General features: G+C 64.3%; 22 protein-coding genes. 16 read left to right on the plus strand and 6 right to left on the minus strand.

Annotation, left to right across the window (positions count from 1 at the left end; translation table 11 throughout):
- Positions 1 to 6 precede the first annotated feature (6 nt).
- From rseP to lpxB, 8 genes are all read left to right on the plus strand, one after another.
- Entirely contained in the window at positions 7 to 1,344 is a 1,338-nt protein-coding gene (rseP, locus tag QF092_RS02415; RefSeq protein WP_281467289.1) for an RIP metalloprotease RseP, read from the plus strand.
- Between the two features lie 129 nt (positions 1,345 to 1,473).
- Entirely contained in the window at positions 1,474 to 1,611 is a 138-nt protein-coding gene (locus QF092_RS02420; protein ID WP_281467291.1) for a hypothetical protein, read from the plus strand.
- Between the two features lie 88 nt (positions 1,612 to 1,699).
- Positions 1,700 to 4,054, plus strand: coding sequence for an outer membrane protein assembly factor BamA (gene bamA / locus QF092_RS02425; RefSeq protein ID WP_420026488.1), 2,355 nt, complete (start codon positions 1,700 to 1,702; stop codon positions 4,052 to 4,054).
- The gene (locus QF092_RS02430; RefSeq protein WP_281467293.1) at positions 4,054 to 4,710 is read left to right on the plus strand and encodes an OmpH/Skp family outer membrane protein; all 657 of its coding nucleotides are present in this window, start codon (positions 4,054 to 4,056) and stop codon (positions 4,708 to 4,710) included. The genes bamA and QF092_RS02430 overlap by 1 nt, the downstream gene beginning before the upstream one ends.
- 97 nt (positions 4,711 to 4,807) lie before the next feature.
- Positions 4,808 to 5,281, plus strand: coding sequence for a 3-hydroxyacyl-ACP dehydratase FabZ (gene fabZ, locus QF092_RS02435; protein WP_281467295.1), 474 nt, complete (start codon positions 4,808 to 4,810; stop codon positions 5,279 to 5,281).
- Positions 5,281 to 6,081, plus strand: coding sequence for an acyl-ACP--UDP-N-acetylglucosamine O-acyltransferase (lpxA, locus tag QF092_RS02440; protein ID WP_281467297.1), 801 nt, complete (start codon positions 5,281 to 5,283; stop codon positions 6,079 to 6,081). Before fabZ ends, lpxA begins: the two co-directional genes overlap by 1 nt.
- On the plus strand, positions 6,078 to 6,884 hold the full coding sequence (locus QF092_RS02445; protein ID WP_281467299.1) for an LpxI family protein: 807 nt from the start codon (positions 6,078 to 6,080) through the stop codon (positions 6,882 to 6,884). Before lpxA ends, QF092_RS02445 begins: the two co-directional genes overlap by 4 nt.
- The gene (gene lpxB / locus QF092_RS02450; RefSeq protein WP_281467301.1) at positions 6,881 to 7,996 is read left to right on the plus strand and encodes a lipid-A-disaccharide synthase; all 1,116 of its coding nucleotides are present in this window, start codon (positions 6,881 to 6,883) and stop codon (positions 7,994 to 7,996) included. The genes QF092_RS02445 and lpxB overlap by 4 nt, the downstream gene beginning before the upstream one ends.
- Positions 7,997 to 8,113: 117 nt before the next feature.
- On the opposite strand, the gene mnmA is transcribed toward lpxB, so the two are convergent.
- On the minus strand, positions 8,114 to 9,253 hold the full coding sequence (gene mnmA / locus QF092_RS02455; protein ID WP_281467303.1) for a tRNA 2-thiouridine(34) synthase MnmA: 1,140 nt from the start codon (positions 9,251 to 9,253) through the stop codon (positions 8,114 to 8,116).
- A gap of 126 nt (positions 9,254 to 9,379) precedes the next feature.
- Between mnmA and sciP the strand changes: the two genes are divergently transcribed.
- The 4 genes from sciP (at position 9,380) to recG (ending at position 14,870) form a co-directional block, all read left to right on the plus strand.
- Positions 9,380 to 9,658 (plus strand): CtrA inhibitor SciP, encoded by a 279-nt coding sequence (sciP, locus tag QF092_RS02460; RefSeq protein ID WP_281467305.1) that lies wholly within the window; start codon positions 9,380 to 9,382, stop codon positions 9,656 to 9,658.
- Positions 9,659 to 9,746: 88 nt separating this feature from the next.
- The gene (gene ctrA / locus QF092_RS02465) at positions 9,747 to 10,466 is read left to right on the plus strand and encodes a response regulator transcription factor CtrA (RefSeq protein ID WP_281467307.1); all 720 of its coding nucleotides are present in this window, start codon (positions 9,747 to 9,749) and stop codon (positions 10,464 to 10,466) included.
- Positions 10,467 to 10,536: 70 nt separating this feature from the next.
- Positions 10,537 to 12,786, plus strand: a complete 2,250-nt coding sequence (gene ligA, locus QF092_RS02470; protein ID WP_281467309.1) for an NAD-dependent DNA ligase LigA — start codon at positions 10,537 to 10,539, stop codon at positions 12,784 to 12,786.
- Positions 12,783 to 14,870, plus strand: a complete 2,088-nt coding sequence (gene recG, locus QF092_RS02475; protein ID WP_281467311.1) for an ATP-dependent DNA helicase RecG — start codon at positions 12,783 to 12,785, stop codon at positions 14,868 to 14,870. Before ligA ends, recG begins: the two co-directional genes overlap by 4 nt.
- Positions 14,871 to 15,329: 459 nt before the next feature.
- Here recG and QF092_RS02480 read toward each other — a convergent pair whose 3' ends face one another.
- Positions 15,330 to 15,782: an iron-sulfur cluster assembly scaffold protein gene (locus tag QF092_RS02480; protein WP_281467313.1), complete on the minus strand. Its 453-nt coding sequence runs from the start codon at positions 15,780 to 15,782 to the stop codon at positions 15,330 to 15,332.
- 66 nt (positions 15,783 to 15,848) lie between these two features.
- On the opposite strand from QF092_RS02480, the gene hisI reads away from it, so the two are divergent.
- Positions 15,849 to 16,208: a phosphoribosyl-AMP cyclohydrolase gene (gene hisI, locus QF092_RS02485; protein ID WP_281467314.1), complete on the plus strand. Its 360-nt coding sequence runs from the start codon at positions 15,849 to 15,851 to the stop codon at positions 16,206 to 16,208.
- Positions 16,209 to 16,295: 87 nt separating this feature from the next.
- Here hisI and QF092_RS02490 read toward each other — a convergent pair whose 3' ends face one another.
- A complete protein-coding gene (locus QF092_RS02490) occupies positions 16,296 to 16,766 on the minus strand; it encodes a YbaK/EbsC family protein (RefSeq protein ID WP_281467316.1) in 471 nt (156 codons plus the stop codon).
- 104 nt (positions 16,767 to 16,870) lie between these two features.
- On the opposite strand from QF092_RS02490, the gene QF092_RS02495 reads away from it, so the two are divergent.
- Entirely contained in the window at positions 16,871 to 19,687 is a 2,817-nt protein-coding gene (locus QF092_RS02495) for a [protein-PII] uridylyltransferase family protein (protein ID WP_281467318.1), read from the plus strand.
- The gene (locus QF092_RS02500) at positions 19,674 to 19,946 is read left to right on the plus strand and encodes a hypothetical protein (protein ID WP_281469720.1); all 273 of its coding nucleotides are present in this window, start codon (positions 19,674 to 19,676) and stop codon (positions 19,944 to 19,946) included. The genes QF092_RS02495 and QF092_RS02500 overlap by 14 nt, the downstream gene beginning before the upstream one ends.
- 87 nt (positions 19,947 to 20,033) lie before the next feature.
- Here QF092_RS02500 and QF092_RS02505 read toward each other — a convergent pair whose 3' ends face one another.
- The 3 genes from QF092_RS02505 to edd form a co-directional block, all read right to left on the minus strand.
- Complete coding sequence (locus tag QF092_RS02505) at positions 20,034 to 20,495, minus strand: VOC family protein (protein WP_281467319.1); 462 nt, start codon at positions 20,493 to 20,495, stop codon at positions 20,034 to 20,036.
- 83 nt (positions 20,496 to 20,578) lie between these two features.
- Positions 20,579 to 21,220, minus strand: coding sequence for a bifunctional 4-hydroxy-2-oxoglutarate aldolase/2-dehydro-3-deoxy-phosphogluconate aldolase (locus tag QF092_RS02510; protein ID WP_281467322.1), 642 nt, complete (start codon positions 21,218 to 21,220; stop codon positions 20,579 to 20,581).
- Positions 21,221 to 21,317: 97 nt separating this feature from the next.
- Positions 21,318 to 23,123 carry a phosphogluconate dehydratase gene (edd, locus tag QF092_RS02515; RefSeq protein ID WP_281467324.1) on the minus strand — a complete coding sequence of 602 codons (1,806 nt, stop codon included), beginning with the start codon at positions 23,121 to 23,123 and terminating at the stop codon, positions 21,318 to 21,320.
- 311 nt (positions 23,124 to 23,434) lie between these two features.
- On the opposite strand from edd, the gene QF092_RS02520 reads away from it, so the two are divergent.
- A complete protein-coding gene (locus QF092_RS02520) occupies positions 23,435 to 24,124 on the plus strand; it encodes a DUF6778 family protein (RefSeq protein ID WP_281467326.1) in 690 nt (229 codons plus the stop codon).
- The last annotated feature ends 22 nt before the right edge of the window (positions 24,125 to 24,146 follow it).

The following is a 24,146-nucleotide window of genomic DNA, read 5'->3' on the forward strand; positions in this document are numbered from 1 at the left end:
CTAAGCGTGGAAGTGATCAATCTGATCCCGAGTTTCGGCGGTCTGGCCTATACGGTACTGGCCTTTGTCGCGGCACTGATCATCATCGTCTTTGTCCATGAATATGGCCATTACATCGTGGGGCGCTGGTCCGGCATCCATGCCGAGGTGTTCTCGATCGGATTCGGGCCAGTCCTTTGGTCGGGTTTTGACAAGCGCGGGACGCGCTGGCAGATCGCTGCGCTGCCCTTGGGGGGGTATGTCCGCTTCTTGGGGGATTCGAACGCCTCATCCGTGGGGCAATCGGCGGCGGTGGATGGGCTGACGGCGGAACAGCGTCGCGCAACGATGACGGGGGCGCCGCTTTGGGCGCGGACGGCGACGGTTGCAGCGGGACCGGTGTTTAATTTCGTGCTGTCCATAGGCATTTTTGCCGGGATTTTCCTTTGGAATGGCATTGCTACGGATGTGCCCACGGTGGGCAGCGTGCGCGGTTTGCCCGCGCAGACGGTGGCGTTGCAGCCCGGCGACCGGATCGAGGCGCTGGGCGGGATCGAGACGCCGGATTTCGCGTCTTTCATGGCGGCGGCGGGCGATTTGCCGGTCGAGGCCGTGGTGGACTATCGGGTCGAGCGTAACGGGGCGGATGTCGCGCTTCGGGACAGCCACCCCTTGCCGCCCGTGGTTGAAACGGTGCAACCGGATTCGGCGGCGCGCGATGCCGGGCTTTTGCCCGGTGACGTGATCCTGTCGGTGAATGGTGAGCCGGTCGTGACCTTTCCGCATTTGCGCGAGATTGTCGGGGCGTCGGATGGCCAGCCCTTGACCCTTCTTCTGGCGCGTGACGGCAAGGAGATGGAGTTGACGCTGACCCCACGGCGGGTGGACCTGCCGCGTGCGGAAGGCGGGTTTGAGACGCGCTGGTTGATCGGGCTAACCGGGGCGCTGTATTTCGAGCCGGAAACACGGCAGCCGGGCCTGGTGGAAAGCCTAGGCCTTGGCGCAACGCAAAGCTGGCAGATTGCAACCACGTCGCTGTCGGGGCTGTGGCATATGGTGACGGGGGCGATTTCGTCCTGCAACCTGCGCGGCCCGATCGGGATTGCCGAAACCTCGGGTGCGGCGGCGAGCGCGGGGGCGACAAGCTTTATCTGGTTCATCGCGATGCTTTCGACGGCGGTGGGGCTGATGAACCTGTTTCCGGTGCCGGTTCTGGATGGTGGGCATCTGGTGTTTTACGCCTATGAGGCGGTGACGGGGAAACAGCCCTCGGCGCGGGCCTTGCAGGTGTTGATGGCGGTGGGGCTGACGGCGATCCTGACGCTGATGGTTTTTGCGCTGTCGAACGATCTTTTCTGCCCCTAAGGCGCAGGTCGCGCGCCTGCGATTGCTGCAAGCACGGTCCTTTGCGTCGCGAAAGCGCCGAGAGGGGGCCAAACTCGCGCCACAATCGGACCCTATCCCAAAACGCACCAAAGGAATGGAGGGTTCGTCATGAGCAGCATCACCAAAGGATATCGTGGCCTGTCCATCATCATGGTGGTGAATTCGGACCGGATCTTCTCGGTCGCGACGATGGCGGCCGGTTTGCTGGCCGGGGCCTTCCTCGGCGCGCAGTTTCTGGGTCATTAAGGTTGGGAAACCGACCACAGCCTTTTGACAATCCCCGCTTGTCAGGCTAGTGAAGACACAAGAATTTGTTAATGGCGGGGCGGGATCCATGCGGAAGAGGACAGGCGTGTTCGATGCGTCGGTGCGGTCGAGCGTGGGGATGGTCCGCCCGGCTCTGACGGCGATTTTCCTTTCCACAGCCGCCGTTACCGTGACACCCTTCACTCCGGCGATTGCCCAAAGCTACAGCTTTTCAACCGTGCGCGTTGAAGGCAATCAGGCGATCGAGCCGCAGACCATCCTTGCCTATGCTGGAATCGGGCGGGGCGAGACGGTCAGCGCGGCGCGTCTGAACGACGCGTATCAGAGCATTGTGAATTCGGGTCTGTTCGAATCCGTCGAACTGATTCCGCAGGGCGGGACGCTGATCATTCGGGTTGTCGAATATCCGATGGTCAATATCGTCAACTTCGAGGGCAATGCCCGCCTGAAGGATGAGGAACTGGCCGAAATCGCCAAGTCCAAGGGGCGGATGGTCTATTCGCCGTCGCAAGCCGAAGAGGATGCGGCCGCAATTGCCGAGGCCTATCGTGTGCGGGGGCGGATCGCGGCGACGGTCGATCCGCGCATCATCCGGCGCGATGGCAACCGCGTTGATCTGGTGTTCGAGATTACCGAAGGCCGTGTGGCAGAGATTGAGCGTCTGTCCTTTGTGGGCAACCGCGCCTTTACCGACCGCCGCTTGCGGCAGGTGCTGGAGACCAAGCAGGCCGGTCTGCTGCGGCAGATCATCCAGCGCGATACCTTCGTGGCCGAGAGGCTGGAACTGGACAAGCAGCTGCTGCGCGACTTCTATCTGGCGCGTGGCTATGCCGATATTCAGGTGCTGGACGCCACATCGGATGTGTCGCGCGAGCGGGATGCGTTCTTCGTGACCTTTACGATCCGCGAAGGCCAGCAGTTCCGGATCGGTGAGGTTTCGACCGTTTCCGAGATCGAGGGGCTGGATGCCGCCGAATTCGCAGCGGCGCAGCGCATCCGCAGCGGTGAGGTTTGGTCGCCCGCCCTGATCGAGAACAATATTGCCCGGATGGAAAACCTTGCGCTGCGCAAGGGCCTGACTTTCGTGCGCGTCGATCCGCGGATCACGCGGGACGAACGGGGCGGTTTGCTGGATGTGGAATTCGCCATCGTGCGTGGCGAGCGCATTTTCGTGGAACGCATCGATATCGAGGGCAATACCACGACCATGGATCAGGTGGTGCGCCGCCAGTTCCGCACCGTGGAAGGCGATCCGCTGAATCCGCGCGAAATCCGGCAAGCGGCTGAACGCATCCGCGCGCTGGGCTTCTTTGCCGATGCGCAGGTGAATGCCGAGCCGGGCAGCACTGCGGATCAGGTGGTGGTGAATGTTGACGTTGAAGAGCAGCCGACAGGGTCGCTCACCTTTGGCGCAAGCTATGGCGTGTCATCGGGTGTCGGCTTCAACGTGGGCCTGAACGAACAGAACTTCCTTGGTCGGGGGCAGGGGCTTGGCCTTTCGCTATCGACCGGGACGGACACGTCGGAGGGATCTTTCACCTTCGTGGAGCCTGCCTTCCTTGGCCGGGACGTCGCGCTTAAGTTTTCGGTGTCCTACCGTGAGTCGGACAATGAGAATTCGACTACCTATGATACGCGCGTGGGCCGCCTGTCGCCTGCGTTGGAATTCCCGCTGGGCGAGCTGAGCCGGTTGGAAGTGCGCTATACCTACAAAGATTCGAAGATTTCCGACGCGCCTGCGGCGGCGTCGAACATCATCAAGACCGAAGCGGCGCTGGGCGCGCAGGTGACCAGTTCGATCGGCTACACTTATAGCTATGACACGCGGATCAGCGGGTTGAACCCGAAGGGCGGGTTGCTTTTGCGCTTTGGTCAGGATTTCGCGGGGCTGGGCGGCGATACGCAATACATCATGACGACGGCCCTTGCGCTTGCCGAGACGAAGGTTGCGCAGGAAGAGGTGACGCTGCGCGCCATCTTTGAAGGCGGCATGATCAACAGCCTTGGCGGCACGAACAGCCAAATCACCGAGCGTTTCTTTGGCGGTGGCAAGATTCGTGGCTTTGAGCCCGGCGGGATCGGGCCGCGGGATCGCAATGCGCTGAACGATGCTTTGGGCGGCAACATGTTTGCCGTCGCGCGCTTTGAAGCCGATTTCCCGGTGGGCCTGCCAGAAGAATATGGCATCACGGGCGGCGTGTTCTTTGACGTGGGATCCGTCTGGAGCCTTGATAACATCAATGGCGGGGCGGCGGGTGCCAATCCGGTGGACGATTCCATGAACCTGCGGTCGGCCGTGGGTGTGTCGATCTTCTGGGATACGCCTGTTGGGCCGCTGCGGTTGAACTTTGCGAAGCCGCTGGTCAAGGAAACCTATGACCTTGAACAGACCTTCGACCTGACGGTTTCGACGCGCTTCTGATGGTGCGCTTGGCGCAGGGCGGCGTGGTGCGGGCAGGGCTTTTGGCCTGTGCCTTGGGCGTTGCGAGCCCGCTTTGGGCGCAAGAGCAACAGCAGCAGGTGCCAGAGGCGGCGGTGCCAAGGGCGCCGATCCTGACGCTTGACCGCGAACGCATCCTGCTTGAATCGCGCTTTGGCAAGGCGGTCGAGGCGCAGTTTCAGAAGGACAGTCAGGTTCTGATTTCGGAAAATCTGCGTCTGGAAGAGGCGCTGGAGACAGAGGAACGCGCGCTGACGGATCAGCGCGCCACCCTGCCTGCTGATGAGTTCCGCAAACTGGCCGAAGAGTTCGACAGCAAGACCGAAGCGATCCGCGCGGCGCAGGATGCGAAGTCGCGGGCGATCACGTCGCGCAGGGATGGGGAACGGCAACGGTTGCTGCAGGCGACGATTCCCATTTTGGCCGATCTGATGCGCGAAAGCGGGGCAGTCGCGATTTTCGACAAGGAGATGGTGATCCTGTCGCTGCGCGGCGTGGACATAACAGACGAGGCTATTGGTCGGATCGATGCGGTTCTGGGCGATGGCACGGAGGCGTCCGACCCAGAAGCCCTGGCAGAACCGCCGCTACCGGGCGCAGAGCCATCGCCCCCCGCCGAAGCCGCGCCGACCCCGTGAAAGCAGGCTTTTTGCCGGATGCTTGTTTCGCTTCTGCCAAGTTGCTAGTGACAACCCGGTGGCCCGCACCCTTGGGCCACGGAAGAAGGAGAACTCGATGACCGAGGCCACCGGCGATCGTGCCGTCACAAGTGCCGATCTGGACCTGATCCAGCGCATCATCCCGCACCGCTATCCCTTTCTTCTGGTGGATAAGGTGCGTGATATCGTCATCAATGAAAGCTGTGTCGGCATCAAGAATGTCACAGCCAATGAGCCGCAATTCACGGGGCATTTTCCGGGGATGCCGATTTTCCCCGGCGTGATGATCATCGAGGCGATGGCGCAGACGAGCGGCATCCTTGTCGGCCTGTCGATGGATCTGGTGGACAAGCAGGCCAAGGTCTTTTTCATGGGTGTCGATGGTGTGAAGTTCCGCCGCAAGGTGGTGCCGGGCGATGTGCTGGAATTGCATGTCAAGGCGCTGCGCGGCGGTGGGCGGGTCTGGAAATTCGAAGGCCGCGCGATTGTGGACGGGGAACTGGCTTGCGAGGCCACGTTCATGGCCATGTTCGACGTGCCGAAGGCCTGATGATGTCCATTCATCCAGAGGCGCGCATCCATCCTTCGGCCGTGATCGAAGAGGGCGCGGTGATCGGCGCGGGCTGCGAAGTGGGCCCTTTTTCGGTGATCGGGCCGGAAGTTGTGCTGAAGGACCGGGTCGTGGTGAAAAGCCATGCCGTTGTCACCGGTTGGACCGAAGTGGGGGAGGAGTCGGTCATCTTCCCCTTTGCGACAGTCGGCGAGGTGCCTCAGGACTTGAAATACAAGGGCGAAAAGACGCGGTTGGTGATCGGTAAGCGCTGCCGCATCCGCGAGGCGGCGACCTTGAACATCGGCACCGAGGGCGGTGGCGGCGTAACGCGGCTGGGCGACGATGTGCTGGTGATGACAGGCGCGCATGTGGGCCATGACGCGCAGATCGGGAACCGGGTGATCCTTGTGAACCATGTGGCCATCGCGGGCCATTGCGTGCTGGGCGATGACGTGATCGTGGGCGGCTTGTCGGGCGTGCATCAATTCGTGCGGATCGGGCAGGGCGCGATCATCGGTGCGGTTACCATGGTGACGAATGATGTGATCCCCTATGGCCTTGTGCAGGCCCCGCGTGGCGAGTTGGACGGGCTGAACCTTGTCGGGCTGAAACGGCGGGGGGTGGAGCGGGGTGAGATCACCGCTTTGCGCGCGGCCTATCAGATGCTGGCGCAGGGGGAGGGGACGTTCCTTGACCGGGCGCGAAAACTTTCGGAGGAAACCGACAGCGCCTATGTGCGCGAGGTGACCGAGTTCGTCCTGTCGGCCTCGGACCGGTCCTTCCTGACGCCGAAATGACGCGGACGGCGATCATTGCGGGGGCGGGCGGCCTGCCTGCGGCGGTGATGGCCGCGATGGCAGAGCGGCCTTTCGTGGCGGCGCTGGAGGGGTTCTCGCCTGCGGGCGTGGCGCCGGACCTGTGGTTCCGGGTGGAGCGGCTGGTGCCATTCCTGCGCGCGCTTGCGGATGCGGGGGTGACGCGCGTCTGTTTCGCGGGCGCAGTGCAGCGGCCCCGGCTGGACCCTGCGCTGTTTGACCCCGATACGGCGACGATGGTGCCGCGCCTCCTGGCGGCCATGGGGCAGGGGGATGACGCCACCTTGCGCGAGGTGCTGGCGATTTTCGAAGAGGCGGATTTCGCACTGATGGGCGTGGCTGAGATCGCGCCTGCGCTGGTGCCAGGGGCAGCCGTGCTGTGCGGCACGGTGACGGATCGGGACCGGGCCGATGCGGCGCGGGCTGCGGCCATCGTTGCGGCCTTGGGGCGCGTCGATGTGGGGCAGGGCGCGGTGGTGCAGCAGGGGCTGTGTCTTGCTGTCGAGGCTTTGCCTGGCACGGATGCGATGCTGGCGGGCGTGGCGGCCATTCCGGCGGGATTGCGGCCTGCCGGGGCGAAGGGTGTCTTCTACAAAGCGCCAAAGCCATTGCAGGATCGGCGGATCGACCTGCCAGCCTTGGGGGTGGAAACCGTGCGCCGTGTGGCGGCGGCGGGTCTTGGCGGGGTCGTTTGGGAAGCGGGCGGGGTGATCTGCCTTGATCTGCCCGGCATGGTGGCCGAGGCCGAGTCGGCGGGCCTGTTCCTTTGGGCGCGGGAACCATGAAGATCTTCCTCGTCGCCGGGGAGCCTTCGGGCGACCGTCTGGGGGCGGCCTTGATGGCGGGGTTGAAGGTGCTGTCGCCGGGGGTGGAGTTCGCGGGTGTCGCGGGGCCATTGATGCAGGCCGAAGGCATGGGGTCGCTGTTCCCGATGGAAGAGCTGTCGGTGATGGGGATCGCCGAAGTTCTGCCGAAGTACTTCCATCTGAAGCGGCGTATCCGCGACGTGGCCGAGGCGGTGATCGCCTCGGATGCGGCGGCTTTGGTGACGATCGATTCCCCTGATTTCGGGTTGCGGGTTGCGGCCTTGGTCAAGGCCGCGCGGCCGGGGTTGCGGACGATCCATTATGTGGCACCCTCGGTCTGGGCTTGGCGGCCGGGGCGGGCGGCGAAGATGGCGCGGCATGTGGATCATGTGCTGGCGCTCTTACCGTTCGAGCCGCCCTATATGCAGGCGGCAGGAATGACCTGCGATTTCGTGGGCCATCCTGTGGTGGCAGAGCCTGTGGCCTCTGACGCGGAGCGGGCGGCATGGGCCGGGGAGGGGCCGCTTGTGCTGGCCCTGCCCGGATCGCGGCGGGGCGAGGTGGCGCGGCTGGCCCCGGTTCTGGGCGAAGTGGTGGGACGGCTGGCCGCGCGGCATCCGGGGCTGCGCGTCGCCTTGCCCACGGTGCGGGGTGTGGCGGGGCTGGTGCGCGAGGTGACGGCGGGCTGGCCCGTGCGCCCGCAGATCGTGGAAGAGGCCGGGGCAAAGCGGGGGGCCTTTGCGGCGGCGGATGTGGCCATCGCGGCCTCGGGGACCGTGTCGCTGGAATTGGCGGCGGTGGGCTGCCCGATGGTGATCGCCTATGACATGCACCCTTTGACACTGTGGCTGATGCGGCGGGCGGCACTGATCGATACGGTCACGCTGGTCAATCTGGTCAGCGAGACGCGGGTGGTGCCGGAATTCATCGGGGATCGCTGCCGGGCCGATCTGATCGCGCCTGCGGTCGAGGCGCTGCTGGCGCAGCCTTCGGCGCAGGATGCGGCAATGGCCCTAACGATGTCGCGGTTGGGAGCGGGGGGAGAGCCGCCCGGACTGCGCGCGGCGCGGTCGGTGCTGGGCGTGCTTTAGCGGCGGGGTCCGGGCTCCAAGATTTTTGTCCAAAAATCTTGGAGCCTGCACACCAAAATTCTTCCAGAAGAATTTTGGTGGTCGCCGCCTAAGATTTTTTATTGAAAAATCTTAGGCTTACCGGCCCTTCCAAATCCAGCCGCCGCCCAGCACGCGGCTGCCTTCTGGGGCGTAGAAAACACAGGCCTGACCGGGGCTGACGCCGTCTTCGGGCGAGAGAAGCTCGACCTCTGCCTCTGTTTCCGACAGCGGGCGGATCACGGCGGGGCGTGGGGGGCGCGTAGAGCGGACCTTGACGTTCACATGCCATTCTTCGCGGCTCGACAAGGGGGCGTCGCCCAGCCAGTTGATTTCACGCAAGGGAACCGTGCGGGTAGAGAGCGCCTCTTTCGGCCCGACGATCACGCGGCGGGTGTCTGGGTCAAGTTTCACCACGTAAAGCGGATCGCCAAGGCCCCCGATGCCGAGGCCTTTCCGCTGGCCGATCGTGTAATGGATCACCCCCCGATGCGTGCCAAGGACGCGACCAGAAAGGTCCACGATCTCGCCCGGGTCGGCGGCACCGGGGCGGAGCTTTTCGATCACTGCGGCGTAGTTGCCATTGGGGACGAAGCAGATGTCCTGACTGTCGGGCTTGTCGGCCACGGGCAGGTCATAGCGGGCGGCAAGGGCGCGGGTTTCGGCCTTTGAGGCAAGGTGGCCAAGTGGGAAGCGCAGGTAGGACAGTTGTTCCGACGTGGTGGAAAAGAGGAAATAGGATTGGTCGCGGTTGGAGTCGGCGGCCATGTGCAGTTCCGGCCCCAGCGCGCCCATTTTGCGCTGAATGTAATGGCCTGTGGCCATGCAGTCGGCGTCCAGATCCTTGGCGGTGGCGAGCAGGTCCTTGAACTTGACCCGTTCATTGCAGCGGATGCAGGGCACGGGGGTGGCACCGGCAAGATAGGCGTCGGCAAACTCTTCGATCACCGCCTCGCGGAAGGTGTTTTCGTAGTCGAGGACGTAATGGGGAAAACCCATGGTTTCGGCCACGCGGCGGGCATCGTGGATATCGCGCCCCGCGCAGCATGCGCCTTTTTTCGCAAGCGCCGCGCCATGGTCATAAAGTTGCAGCGTGACGCCCACGACATCATAGCCTTCATCCGCCAGCATGGCGGCCACGACCGAGGAATCCACCCCACCCGACATCGCGACGACCACGCGGGTATCGGCAGGGGCCTTGGGAAGGCCAAGCGAGTTGAGCGGACGGTCAAGCGGCATGGCTGTATCCGTTACAGGGAAGGCCGTTCAAATACAGGGAAAACGGGGCGGGCCACAAGAGGGCGGCCTTCAGCATCGGTTAAGGAAACGGCGCGATAGTCGGGGCAGGATTGAAGGAGACCCCGCATGTATATCAAGCGCGTTCCCGGCCCTCGTCATGTGACCCTGCCGGATGGCACGATTCTGACACGGGCCGATCTGCCGCCGCCGGATACCTATCGATGGGTCGCGCGGCGCAAGGCGATTGTCGTGCAAGCGGTGCAACATGGCCTGATCGGGCGGGATGAGGCCTTGGAACGCTATACACTGACCGATGAGGAACTGGTCAGTTGGGAGGCGGCGATGATCCGTCACGGTGCGGCGGCGCTGCGGGCCACCAAGGTTCAACAATATCGACAATTTTAGATTGAGCTTGATACAAAATCTGCCATAGTAACCTTTGTTTAATGAGTGGTCTGCAATGTCGCCTAAGGGCGGCTTTACGGAGAGTGACATGCGAGTGCTTTTGGTTGAAGACGATCCCGCGACCTCGCGGAGCATCGAGTTGATGCTGACCCATGCGAACCTGAACGTGTACTGTACGGATCTTGGGGAAGATGGCATCGATCTGGCGAAACTCTATGACTACGATCTGATCCTTCTGGATCTGAACCTGCCCGATATGAGTGGGCATGAGGTTCTGCGCCAATTGCGGTTGGCGAAGATCGAAACCCCCATCCTGATTCTGTCCGGGTCTGATGACACCGACAGCAAGATCAGGGGATTCGGCTTTGGCGCGGATGACTATCTGACCAAACCCTTCCACCGCGAGGAATTGATCGCGCGAATCCACGCGATCATCCGCCGGTCCAAAGGTCATGCGCAGTCGATCATCCGCACCGGTCAGGTCAATGTGAACCTTGACGCCAAATCGGTGGATGTGGGCGGCAAGAGCGTGCATCTGACAGGCAAGGAGTATCAAATCCTTGAACTTCTCAGTCTGCGGAAGGGCACGACCCTGACGAAGGAGATGTTCCTCAACCATCTTTATGGCGGGATGGATGAGCCGGAACTGAAGATCATCGACGTCTTCATCTGCAAGCTGCGCAAGAAGCTGGCCGAGGCGACGGGGGGCGAAAACTATATCGAAACGGTCTGGGGGCGCGGCTATGTGATGCGCGATCCGGTGCCGGAAATTGCCCATCGTCGGGTTTCCATCGCGGCGGCGAGCTAGGTCTTCGCAGGTGCTGGACTGTTCCGGGGTCGCCCCCTAAACCTTTTAGGGGGCGATCTTGGGGGAGTTGATGACCGACGGAAAGACCATCGAGCAGCTTTCCGAGGCCGAGGCGCGGCAGGAACTTGCCCGTCTGGCCGAGGTGATTGCCGCAGCGAACCGGGCCTATCACAGCTTGGACGCGCCCGAGATTTCGGATGCGGATTATGATGCATTGAAGCGGCGCAACGCTGCCATCGAGGCGCGTTTCCCCCAGTTCAAGCGTGCCGATAGCCCCAGCGAACAGGTTGGCGGTGCGGTGGCCGAAGGCTTTGGGGAGATCCGGCACGAGATCAGGATGCTGTCCCTGTCCAACGCCTTTGACGAGGAGGAAGTGGCAGAGTTCGACAACCGCGTCCGATCCTTCCTTGGGATGGAGGCGCCGATCACCTATGTCGCGGAACCCAAGATCGATGGGCTGTCGCTATCCTTGCGCTATGAGGGTGGGGTTCTGGTGCAGGCCGCCACGCGGGGCGATGGCGAAGTGGGCGAGAATGTCACCGAAAACGCGCTGACCATCGCGGATATTCCCCGCCGGGTGGAGGGCGCGCCTGCGGTGATGGAGGTGCGGGGTGAGGTCTATATGGCCCATGCCGATTTTGCGGCTCTGAACGCGCGGCAGGCGGCGGCGGGGGCGAAGGTCTTTGCCAATCCGCGCAATGCGGCGGCGGGGTCGCTGCGGCAGTTGGATGCCGCGATCACGGCGGCGCGTCCGCTGCGGTTTTTTGCCTATGCTTGGGGGGCACTGTCAGAGCCGCTGGCAAGCTCACAATTCGCGGCAATTGCTCGGCTGAAAGCCTTGGGATTTCAGACAAATCCCTTGACGGTGCTGTGTGATGGGCCTGCCGCCCTGCTCGCGCAGTATCGGCGGATCGAGGTGATGCGCGCAACGCTTGGCTATGACATCGACGGGGTGGTCTACAAGGTGGATGACCTGTCGCTTCAGGCCCGGTTGGGGTTCCGGGCCACGACGCCACGCTGGGCCATCGCGCATAAATTCCCTGCCGAACTGGCCTGGACGCGGCTGGAGGCAATTGACATTCAGGTGGGCCGCACCGGTGCCCTGTCGCCCGTGGCGCGGCTTCAACCCGTCACAGTGGGGGGCGTGGTCGTGTCGAACGCCACCTTGCATAATGAGGATTATATCGCGGGCCGCGACAGCAAGGGAGAGGCGATCCGCGGTGGTAAGGATATCCGCGTGGGCGATTGGGTGCAGGTCTATCGCGCAGGCGATGTGATCCCGAAGGTGGCGGATGTGGACCTTGCCCGCAGGCCTGAAGGGGCGGTGCCCTATGTCTTTCCGCATCGCTGCCCGGAATGCGGGTCCGAGGCTGTGCGGGAAGAGGGGGATTCGGTGCGCCGCTGCACGGGCGGGCTGATATGCCCCGCACAGGCGGTGGAGCGATTGGTGCATTTCGTGTCGCGCGCGGCCTTTGATATTGAGGGACTGGGGCGCAAGCAGGTGGAGATGTTCTTTGCCGATGATCTGCTGCCGGTGAAAGAGCCTGCGGACATCTTTACCCTTGCCGCAAGAGATGCCGCCAACCCTTTGCAAAAGCTGCGCAATCGGGAAGGGTTCGGCGAGAAGTCGGTGGCCAATCTGTGGGCTGCAATCGAGGAACGGCGGCGTATTCCCTTGGCGCGGCTGATCTTTGCCTTGGGGATGCGGCATGTGGGTGAGGTGGCGGCGCAGGACCTCGCGCGGCACTATCTGACTTGGGACGCGTTGGTGGCAGCCGTCGATCTGGCGCGGCCTGCGGCGCTGGCCCATCGCGCGGCGGATGAGGCGGAGTTGGAAGAACGTGCCGCCGCCATGGTCGAGGGGCGGCGGGCAAGGGTGAAGGACGCGCGGGATCGCGCGGTGGCGGCGCTGGCCGTGCCAGAGGCGGCGAAGGCTGCATGGACCGAGTTGATCACCGGGGATGGGATCGGGCCAGTGCTGGCGCTGTCCTTGTCGGACACGTTGGCCAACCCTGAAGAACGCGCCTCGATTGCGCGGTTGGTGGCTTATCTTGACGTCCTGCCGCCCGAGGCGCGGGCGACGGAATCGCCGGTGGCGGGGCTGACGGTTGTCTTCACCGGGAGTTTGGAAAAGATGACGCGGGCCGAGGCCAAGGCGCGGGCCGAGGCGTTGGGGGCCAAGGTTGCCGGGTCGGTCTCGGCCAAGACCGATCTTCTGGTGGCAGGTCCCGGCGCGGGGTCAAAGGCGAAGGATGCGGAACGTTTGGGCGTGAAGATGATCGACGAGGACGAATGGCTCGCCCTCATCGGGGATGCATGACGCGGCCTGCGGAACTTTTTCCGCTTTTTGCGGGGCTGGAAACGCTGGAGGGCGTGGGCGAGAAGACGGCCAAGGCCTTTGCCGGGCTGGGGGTGGACAGGCCCAAGGACCTGCTGTTCCTGCTGCCCCATTCCGGGGTGGACCGGGCGCGGAAGGCATCGGTTCGGGATGTGGTGCCGCCCTGCACCGTGACGGTGGAGGTGGAGGTTGGGGCGCATTTCCCACCGCGTGTGAAGGGCAAGCCCTATCGTGTGCTGGTGCGGGATGCGCAACTGGAATTCACACTGGTTTTTTTCCATGCGCGGGGGGATTTCCTGCAACGGCTGCTGCCGACGGGGCAGAGGCGGTTGATTTCCGGCAAGGTGGAACTGTTTGATGGCGTGGCGCAGATGGTGCATCCCGACCATGTGCTGCGGCCAGAGGAAGCGGGGGAGTTGCCGGTCTATGAGCCGGTCTATCCGCTGACCGCCGGGGTGACGCAGAAGGTTGTGGCAAAGGCGGTGGCCGGGGCCTTGGCGCGGGCGCCCGATCTGCCGGAATGGATCGACGGGCCGCTTTTGGCGCGCGAGGGTTGGCCTTCATGGCACAAGGCGCTGCTGGCGGTGCATGGGCCACAAGGGGCGGCGGACCTTGCGCCCACCCATCCGGCGCGGCAGCGGCTAGCCTATGATGAATTGCTGGCGCATCAGCTGACGCTGGCTTTGGCGCGGGCGACATTGCGCAAGCAGAAGGGGCTGCCGACGGTTGGCGATGGGTCCTTGCGCGGGAAAGTGATTGCCGGGTTGCCCTATGCACTCACCGGGGCGCAGGCGCGGGCGGTGGAAGAGATCGCGCAGGATATGGAAGGGCCGTTCCGCATGAACCGCCTGTTGCAGGGGGATGTGGGGGCGGGGAAGACCCTCGTCGCCTTTCTTGCCCTGCTGATCGCGGTGGAGGCGGGGGGGCAGGGCGTGATGATGGCGCCCACAGAGATTTTGGCCCGGCAGCATTTCGAAGGGCTGGCCCCTTTGGCTGCGGCGGCGGGGGTGCGGCTGGAGCTGTTGACGGGCCGCGACAAGGGGGCGGAGCGAGCGGCCAAGTTGCGCGATCTGGCCGAGGGGCGGATTGCGGTTCTAGTGGGCACGCATGCCGTGTTTCAGAAGGATGTGTTGTTCCATGACCTGCGGCTTGCAGTGGTGGATGAGCAGCACCGTTTTGGCGTGGCGCAGCGGATGGAATTGGGGGCGAAGGGGGCCGCGACGGATACGCTGGTGATGACGGCGACGCCGATCCCGCGGTCGCTGGCGCTGGCGACCTATGGGGATATGGATGTGTCCGTGCTGGATGAAAAGCCGCCCGGACGGAAGCCGATCCGCACGGCTTTGGTATCCACGGGGCGGATGGATGAGGTCGTGGGCCATTTGACCAAGGCGGTGGCCGAGGGGCGGCAGGCCTATTGGGTTTGTCCCTTGGTCGAAGAGTCCGAGGTGCTGGACTATGCCAGCGCCGAGGCGCGGTTCATCCACTTGCGCGCTGCATTGGGTGACGCTGTGGTGGGCATGGTGCATGGCCAGATGCCGCCCGCCGAGAAGGACGCCGCGATGGCGCGGTTTGTGGCCGGAGATACGAAGGTTCTGGTCGCGACGACGGTGATCGAGGTGGGGGTCAATGTGCCCAACGCGTCGATCATGGTGATCGAGCGGGCTGAAACATTCGGCCTTGCGCAACTGCATCAGTTGCGGGGGCGCGTGGGGCGGGGGGCGGCGGAGTCGACCTGCCTTTTGATGTATCAGGCCCCGTTGAGCGAGGGGGGCGAGCGGCGGTTGAAGGTGCTGCGCGATACCGAGGACGGGTTCCGCATCGCGGAAGAGGATCTGGCAATGCGGGGGGCGGGCGATCTGATCGGCACGGCGCAATCGGGTTTGCCGCGTTTCCGCGTGGCGGATCTGGAGCGGCAGGGGGCGTTGATGGCGGTGGCGCAAAGTGATGCGCGGCGGCTTTTGGCGGATGACCCGGCGTTGGACGGGCCTAGGGGCAAGGCGGCGCGGATGTTGCTTTGGTTGCTGGATCAGGACCGGGCGATCCGGTTGATTGGGGTCGGATAAGGGGCGCTAGACGGCCCTAACATCTCATCTGACGCGAGTTTTCCTGTTGTGGGGGTAACCCCCTCCCCAACCCTCCCCCATGGATGGGGGAGGGAGTGTTCCCTATATGATCCCGAATGTTCTTAAAAAGTTCTTTACACGAGCCATTGATTGTGAGAACAAAAGAGCAACAGATACATGGAGGCCACAATGCTGACGGATATGAAGGACATTCTTTCCCGCTCTCGTGCCACGGCGATTGAGGATCTGGTCGGGGTGGTCGCGCTTTTTTCCTTGTTGGTTCTGACGCTGCACATTCTTTCTGCCTGAGGTTCTGCCTGCGGTTTTGTTCCACGTGCCTGTCCCCAAGCGGCACCCGGATGGCGGCCCTGCCTGTCCGACGAACGAAACGCCACTGACCGCCGCCGTCGTAGGACGTGCGGCGGTTTTTTCATGTCTAGGTTCAGGCCGGATTGACGGTCAGACCGCCGCGCGAGCCTTGAGCGCCTCATCCATCGCAGCAAGCGTGGCGTCGAGGGACAGAAGAATCGAGGCGTGGCGATTGGCATAATCGCGGGCGGGAAGCAGCACCTCCAGCCCATCGAAAGGGGCGGCGGGGACGGGGCCGCCGCGTTTCAGCATGGCTTCAAGTTCGGTGCGGGCCTGTGCCACCTCATCCCTTGTGCGGCCAAGAATGGCGCGGGCTGTGACAGAGGCCGAGGCTTGCCCCAAGGCGCAGGCCTTTACGTCCTGCCCGTAGCTGGCGATACGGTCGCCATCGAGCGTAAGGTCCACAGTGACGGTCGATCCACATAGAGGCGAGCGTTTCTTGGCGCTGCCCTCGGGTGCAGGGAGGCGGCCCAGATGCGGGATATCGGCCGCCAGTTCAAGGATGCGGCCCGAGTAGAGCTTGACGAGGTCGCTGTCGCTCATGGGTTTTCCTTTCGCGGCATTCTCCTTAGATAGACCGGTCTTTTGCCCCTGCCAAGGAGAGGGCCGATGTCCTTTGACCCTGCAAGCCTAAAGTATGACGCAAATGGGTTGATCCCCTGTATCGCGCAGGACCATGCCACCGGCGAGGTGTTGATGATGGCCTGGATGACCGCCGAAGCCGTGGCGCGGACGGTAGCGTCAGGGCGGGTGACCTATTGGAGCCGGTCGCGTGGGGCCTTTTGGGTAAAGGGCGAAACATCTGGCCACGTGCAGCGATTGGTGGAGTTGCGGGTGGACTGCGACCGGGATGCGCTTTTGGCACTGGTCGAGCAGGAGGGACCAGCCTGCCATACGAATCGGCGGTCCTGTTTCTATACGGCGGTGCGGGATGGGGGCGAGGTGGTGATCGCGGACCCGATGGTGTGAAGGCAGAAAAAGGGGGCGTTCGCCCCCCTTTTGGCCTACGGCCAAATCATCCCCTGAAGATGTTTTCAGCCAGAAAATAGCGGGGCGTCAGGCTGTGAAAGGGGCGAGGGTTGCGCCGGAGATGCGGATCAGATCGGCGGGCGCGATGGGGAAGATGTGGCGGGGGGTGCCCGCGGCAGCCCAGACCACGGGAAAATCGGTCAGGCGGGGGTCGGCCCAGATCGGCAAAGGGGTGAGGTGGCCCACCGGTGCCACGCCGCCGATGGCAAAGCCCGTGACCGCACGGACCTGATCGATCCCGGCGCGGGCAAGCGGTTCGCCTGCAAGGGAAGTGGCGCGGTCGGGGGCGACCTGATTGCCGCCAGCGGTGAGGAAGAGATAGAGCCGCCCGCTCTCTGCGCCCGCAAAGAGGATGGATTTTACGATCTGGTCCAGTTGGACGCCTGCCGCATCCGCCGCCTGCTGTGCCGTGCGGGTTTCGCCGGGCATTTCAAGGGGCGTGATGTCGAGGCCTGCGGAGTGGAGTGCGGCAGTGACGCGGGCGAGGCTTTTGCTCATGCATGGCTCCGAAAATGGATGCGAGAGGTTTAGCCATCAAGGCCGGGGGGGAGCAATGGGGCGATGCGTTGACCGGGCGGGACGGCGGGTGCAGGGTGCGGGGCATGACGCATGCCCTTTTTGCCACCCGCCTGATCCGTTCGCCCCTTGCCCATGACCGGGATGCCGCTGCCGATATCGCTGCGTCCTTTGCGGACATGCCGCCGGAGGTCGCAGGGCTTTTGGGCGCGGTGGCGGGGTGCAGTCCCTATCTGAAGGGGTTGATGGGCCGGGAAGGCGACTGGCTGCGCGCGGCGCTGGCGCAGTCGCCGGAAGAGGCCATGGCTTTGGTGCTGGCCGAACCTCAGACGGCGGAGGGGGCAGAGACGCTGGGCATCGCCTTGCGGCGGGCGAAGCGGCGGGCGGCACTGCTTGCGGCATTGTGCGATTGCGGAGGGGTTTGGGGGCTGGAGGAAGTGACAGGGGCCTTGACGCGGCTGGCTGATCTGGCGGTCGATCTGGCGATCCGGGGTTTTGTGGCCGAAGAGATCCGGCGCGGCAAGTTGCCGGGTGCCGTGCCGGAGGATGCGGCGACGGGCGCGGGGATGGTGGCGCTTGCCATGGGGAAGATGGGGGCGGGGGAACTCAACTACTCTTCGGATATCGATCTGGTCTGCCTGTTTGACGAGACGCGCTATGGCGATCTGGCGGGCGAGGCGCGGACGGCCTTTATCCGGGTCACCCGGAAGATGGCGGCCCTTTTGTCCGATATCACGGCGGAGGGTTATGTGTTCCGCACCGATCTGCGGTTGCGGCCCGATGCGGCGGTGACCCCGGTCTGCCTGAGCATGGGGGCGGCAGAGAGCTATTACGAAAGCGTCGGACGGACATGGGAGCGGGCAGCCTATATCAAGGCGCGGCCCTGTGGCGGCGATCTGGCGGCGGGGGAGCGGTTTCTGCGGGCGCTGACGCCCTTTGTCTGGCGCAAGCATCTGGATTTCGCGGCCATTCAGGATGCCCATGACATGCGGCTGCGTATCCGCGAGCATCGGCAGTTGAACCGCCCCCTGACGGTGGAGGGGCACAATATGAAGCTGGGGCAGGGCGGGATACGGGAGATCGAATTCTTTACCCAAACCCGGCAATTGATTGCAGGGGGGCGCGATCCCGATCTGCGCGAGCGGACAACGGTGGGGGGACTTGCGGCCTTGGCGGCGAAGGGGTGGATTCCGGGCGAGGTGGCCGAGGAATTGACCACGCTTTACCGCGCGCATCGCGAAGTGGAGCATCGTTTGCAGATGGTGGGGGATGCCCAGACCCATGACATGCCGGTGACGGCTGAGGGCGTGGCGCGGATCGCGGCCTTTTGCGGCGAGGCCGAGGGGGCGTTCCGGGCGAGGCTGCTGGACCGGTTGGCGCGGGTGGATGCGCTGACGGAAGGGTTCTTCGCTCCGGGCGAAGTGGAGGCGTTGCCCGAACTTTCCGACACGGCGCGGGGGATCGTTGAGGGTTGGAGCCATTACCCCGCGTTGCGGAGCGAGCGGGCGCAGGCCATCTTTCGCAGGCTGCGGCCCACGCTATTAAAGCGGCTGATGCGGGCGGCGAACCCGGATGAGGCGCTGGTGGCGCTGGACGGGTTTCTGGCGGGGCTGCCAGCGGGGGTGCAGCTTTTCGCGCTGTTCGAGGCCAATCCGGCGCTGATCGATCTGATCATCGATGTGGCGGCGACTTCGCCCATGCTGGCGCGCTATCTGGCGCGGAATGCGGGGGTTTTGGATGGGGTGATCGGCGGGTCCTTCTTTGCGCCTTGGCCGGGGGTGGGGCCGCTGGTGGCGACCCTGACGCAAGCGATGGCGGAGGTGGGGGATTACGAGAAGAAGCTGGATGCCGCGCGACGTGTGATGAAGGAATGGCATTTCCGGGTGGGGGTGCATCATCTGCGCGGGCTGGTCGATGCCTTTGAGGCGGGCAAACATTATGCCGATCTGGCCGAGGCGGTCATTGCCGCGCTGTGGCCCGTGGTCTGCGCGGAATTCACGCGCAAGCATGGGCCTTTGCCGGGCCGGGGGGCGGCAGTGCTGGGCATGGGGTCGCTGGGTGCGGCGCGGTTGAATGCGGGGTCGGACCTTGACCTGATCGTGATCTATGACGCAGCCGGGGTAGAGATGTCGGAGGGGCCGCGCCCCCTTGCGGCGCGGCCCTATTATGCACGACTGACGCAGGCCTTGGTGACCGCGCTGACCGCGCCAATGGCGGAGGGGCGGCTTTACGAGGTGGATATGCGGCTGCGTCCCAGCGGGAGGCAGGGGCCTGTGGCGACCTCGATCCAATCCTTTACCAGCTATCAGGAAAACGAGGCCTGGACGTGGGAGCATCTGGCGCTGACCCGTGCGCGGCCCTTGGCTGGGGCGGGCGAGATCATGGCCGAAGTGGAAGAGTTCCGCCGTCGCCTTTTGCCGGTGAAGGGGAAGGGCGCGCAGGTGCGGGGCGAAGTGGCCCAGATGCGGGCACGGCTGAAGGCGGCCAAGCCCGCGCGCGGGGCATGGGAGGCCAAGAACGGCCCCGGTCGGATGATGGATATCGAACTTGTGGCGCAGATGGCGGCGCTGCTGGTGGGATCGCCCTTGCGTGGGGTGGAGCGGCAGATCGAGGCGGGCCGAAAGGGCGGCATCCTGTCGGATTCGGACGCTTCGACGCTGCTTTCGGCCTATAGGGTGATGTGGCGGCTTCAGGCCGGGACGCGGCTGATCACGGAAGATGTGCTGGAGCCTGCAAAGCTGGGGGAAGGGGCTTGCGCCTTTCTTCTGCGGGAAACGGGTGCGGCGCGTGCAGAGGAATTGGGCCGCAGTCTCGAGGCGGCGGCACTGGCGGCGGACGCGGTGATCGGGGCCTGCGTCGGGGCGGGAGAGCGGGATGGGGAGACGGATGATGCGGCTGGATGAGGCAGACCCCAAGGGGTTGGTACGGGAAAGCTATCGCATCGAGGGGATCACCTTGGGCGAGTGCAAGTCGATCCTTGTCGACTGGGCGCTGAGCCTGCCGGTGGATGCACCGATGAAAGAGGCGATCCGTGTGGTGATGGCGGAATATGCGCTAGGCGCCCCGGATCATCCGATGTCAAAGGTGCTGGAGGAGGGTCTGATGGCCCCCGAGGCCCCCAAGCGGCGCGGCGGTCGCGCGGCGCGTGTGAGCGGGGTCTGAGGCGCGAAGGCGACTTCTGGCGCGGAAATCGCGGAAGATTCTGGCGTAGAATGGTGCGCCGCCCCGCGGGCGGGGTGGGATGGAGGGTCAGCCGCGTGCCGCGGCCTCTAGCGCGGGGCCGTCAAGTTTGACCATGCCCATCATGGCCTGAAGCACGCGACCTGCCTGTGCATCATCGCTGCATTGCAACAGGCGGTGCAGGCTACGCGGTATGATCTGCCATGACACGCCGAAACGATCGACCAGCCAGCCGCAGCGCTGGGCCGTGCCGCCTTGTAGAAGGGCGTGCCAGAGAAGATCGACCTCGGCCTGTGTGTCCAGATGAACCTCGATCGAGGCGGCGGGGGTCAGCCGATAGGATGGCCCACCATTGAGGAAGGAGTAGCGCTGCCCGAGGAGTGTGAGGTGGACAAGAAATACCCCTTCGCCGCCGCGTCGGGGATAGCTTTGAATGATCTTCGATCCGGGCAGGAGCGAGACATATGTCTCCGCCGCCTCCTGCGCCTGATCGTCGAACCAGAGGCAGGTCTGTATGCTGGGTCCGGTCACGGCGCAGGCCCCCCCTGAAGCCGGTGCAAATCATTCTTAATGATGCGCCTTGGCGGGGAGTCGGGCAAGCCTTTCGACGGGCCTTAGCCGCGCAGGGCGGCGGCTTCGCGGGCGAGGCGGGTGATCGTGGCCCAATCGCCCTGTGCCATCGCCTCTTTCGGTGCCACCCATGAGCCGCCGACGCAGAGGATGTTCTTGAGCGACAGGTAATCGGCGGCGTTCTTCAGGCTGATGCCGCCGGTGGGGCAGAATTTCACCTGCGGGATGGGGGAGCCGATGGATTTCAGGAAAGCCGCACCCCCCGACTGTTCGGCGGGGAAGAATTTTTGCACCGTGTAGCCGCGTTCGAGAAGGATCATGATCTCGGTCGCCGTGACGGCACCGGGAAGAAGGGGGAGGCCCTCATCCTCGCAGGCCTTGATGAGGCTGTCGGTCGCGCCCGGAGAGACGCCGAAGGTGGCCCCGGCTTTCTTCGCCGCCTTTACATCGGCGGGGGTCAAAAGGGTGCCTGCGCCCACGGTGCCGCCTTCAACATCGGCCATGGCGCGGATGGCGTCCAGCGCAATAGGGGTGCGAAGGGTGACTTCCAGCGCGGGCAGGCCGCCGGCCACCAGCGCCTTGGCCAAGGGGGCGGCATGGGCGAGGTCGTCGATCACCAGCACGGGGACGACGGGGGCAAGCTGGCAGACGCGGAGGGCGGCGGCGGATTGATCGGCGGGTGTCATGGGCGTTTCCTTCTGGCGGTCCGCTTGGTGCGAGTGCCGGGGGTTTGCAGCCCCGGACCCCCGCAGGATATTTGAAGACAGAAAATTTGGGGTCTTTTCAGACGACCACCGCGCCCCCCGTTTCTGCGGGACCGACATTGGCGCGGAAGGCGGCGAAGAGTTCGCGACCGATGCCGTATTCATTGGCCGAAAGATCGGCGAAGATGGGCGCGCGGCTGTCGAAATCGGGGGCGAGGACGGTGAGGGTGCCAGCTGTCGCGTCGAGGCGGATGATGTCGCCGTCGCGGAGTTTGGCAAGCGGGCCGCCGGTTGCTGCCTCGGGCGAGACATGGATGGCGGCGGGGACCTTGCCAGAGGCACCTGACATGCGCCCATCGGTGACAAGGGCCACCCTGAGCCCACGTTCCTGTAGGACAGAGAGCGTGGGGGTGAGAGAGTGGAGTTCCGGCATCCCATTCGCCTTCGGCCCCTGGAAGCGGACGACGACCACGCAATCGGAGGTGAATTCGCCGCGTTTGAAGGCGGCCTTCACGTCGTCCTGATCGTGAAAGATGCGGGCCGGTGCCTCGATCACATGGCGTTCGGGGGCCACGGCAGAGACTTTGATGACGCCGCGACCGAGATTGCCGGTGAGCTGTTTGAGGCCCCCGGTCGGCTGGAAGGGATCTGTGGCGGGGCGGAGGATTTTATCATTCAGCGTGGCGTTGGCGCCGTCTTCCCACTGCAGTTTGCCGTCCTTCAGTTTCGGTTCCTGACGGTAGAGAGAGAGGCCGTCGCCCGCCACGGTCTTGGCATCGGGGTGGAGGAGGCCCGCGTCGAGAAGCTGTCCGATCATGTAGGAAAGGCCGCCCGCGGCATGGAAATGGTTCACATCGGCAAGGCCGTTCGGATAGACCTTTGCCATCAGAGGCACGGCTTCGGAGATGTCGGCGAAATCCTGCAGGTCGAGGATGACGCCGGAGGCGCGGGCCATGGCGGGCAGGTGCAAGACGAGGTTCGTGGACCCGCCCGTGGCCATCAGGCCCACAAGGCCGTTCACATAGGCGCGTTCATCAAGAATTTCGCCCACCGGGCGGTAATCATTGCCAAGGGCGGTGATCTGGGCTGCGCGTTCCACGGCGGCGGTGGTCAGCGCCTCGCGCAGCGGGGTGCCGGGGTTCACGAAAGAAGCACCGGGCAGGTGAAGGCCCATGAACTCCATCAGCATCTGGTTCGTATTCGCCGTGCCGTAGAAGGTGCAGGTGCCGGGGCCGTGATAGGAGGCCATCTCGGCCGCCATGAGTTCGTCGCGCCCGATTTGGCCCGCGGCATAGGCGTTGCGCACCTTGGCCTTTTCGTCATTGGGCAGGCCAGAGGTCATGGGACCGGCGGGGACGAAGATCGTGGGAACATGGCCGAAGGTGGAGGCGGCGATGATGAGGCCGGGAACGATCTTGTCGCAGACGCCGAGGTAGAGGGCAGCGTCGAAGGTGTTGTGCGACATGGCCACACCTGCCGCGAGCGCGATCACATCGCGCGAGAAGAGCGACAATTCCATCCCCGGTTGGCCTTGGGTCACCCCGTCGCACATGGCGGGCACGCCGCCTGCGACCTGTGCCGTGGCGCCTGCCTTGCGGGCGGCGGCGCGGATCAGGGCGGGGTAGGTTTCAAAGGGCTGATGGGCCGAGAGCATGTCGTTATAGGCCGTCACGATCCCGATATTCGGGGCGCGGCCTGTGGCGAGGCTGTCCTTGTCGGCCCCCATGGCGGCATAGGCATGGGCTTGGTTGCCACAGGCAAGGTGGCTGCGTGCCGGGCCGTCCTTGGCGGCCTTGGCCAGACGGTCCAGATAGGTGCCCCGGCTGCCTTCCGAGCGGGCGCGGATACGATCCGTGACGCGGGCGATGGTGGCGTTCAGGGTCATGGGCGATTCCTCCGGCTGCGGTTGGCGGGGTTCTAACAGATATTGTTAGCGCTAACAACCGTATGGGCTGGCATAGTTTATGCAACCCGAAGCTGTGCGTTGCGGCGAGAGCATCGGCGGTGATCCGCCTTGTTTTGCTGGGCGAAGGGACGGGTATGGGTGGCATTGTGTCGAAAATGCCGATGGTGTGCCGGATTGTTTCCAGAACAAGCATAAACCTATGAAATGTTCTGCCGTTAACGAATTTCGGCCACATTTGCCTCCCATACCTCTGTTCCATGCGATGGGCAGTTGCCATTGGAGGTGTGGACATGAAGGTTTGGACAAAGATCGCGACTCTTGGCCTTGCGCTGGCGCTTTCGGCCTGTGTGAGCAGTGAGCCGGCCAGTCGCGGGGTTTCGGATGATGCGCTGACGCTGGCCTCACGCGGGACGGGGGCCATTCCGCAGGGGGCCGGGCCGCGCGTGCTGGCCCCGCTTTACACCGTGCGTGAGGTGCGGGTGGATGTGCCGCGCGACCTGCGGGTGTCGGAAGCCAATTCCTATTATCCGATGGCCGATATCGTGTGGCGTGGCGACCCCGTGGGGGACCGCTATGCCCAGATCACGGATATTTTCCAGACGGCGGCGGCGCGGGCCACAGCCCCGATGCAAGGGCCGCGCGAGGCGGTTGTGTCCATCCAGCTGGTGCGGTTCCATGGCGTGACCGAGCGGACCCGTTATACAGTCGGGGGCGTTCACGACATGGTCTATGACCTGACGGTGCTGGATGCAGCCACGGGCGCAGTGATCGATGGGCCGCGCCGGATCGAGGCGGATGTGCGCGCGGCGGGTGGTCAGGCGGCAATTGACGAGGAAATGGCGGGGCGCACCCAGAAGGTGGTGGTGACCGAGCGGTTGGTGGACTCGCTGCGGCGCGAGCTTTCGGGCAATGTGACGGACCCGGCACTGGTGGCGCGGGCGATGCAAAGCCCGGTCGAGCCGGTGCTGGTGTCGCGCTGAGACCTTTACAAACGAGCAGGAC

The organism is Fuscovulum ytuae (genome assembly GCF_029953595.1).
Classification (GTDB): Bacteria; Pseudomonadota; Alphaproteobacteria; order Rhodobacterales; family Rhodobacteraceae; genus Paragemmobacter; species Paragemmobacter ytuae.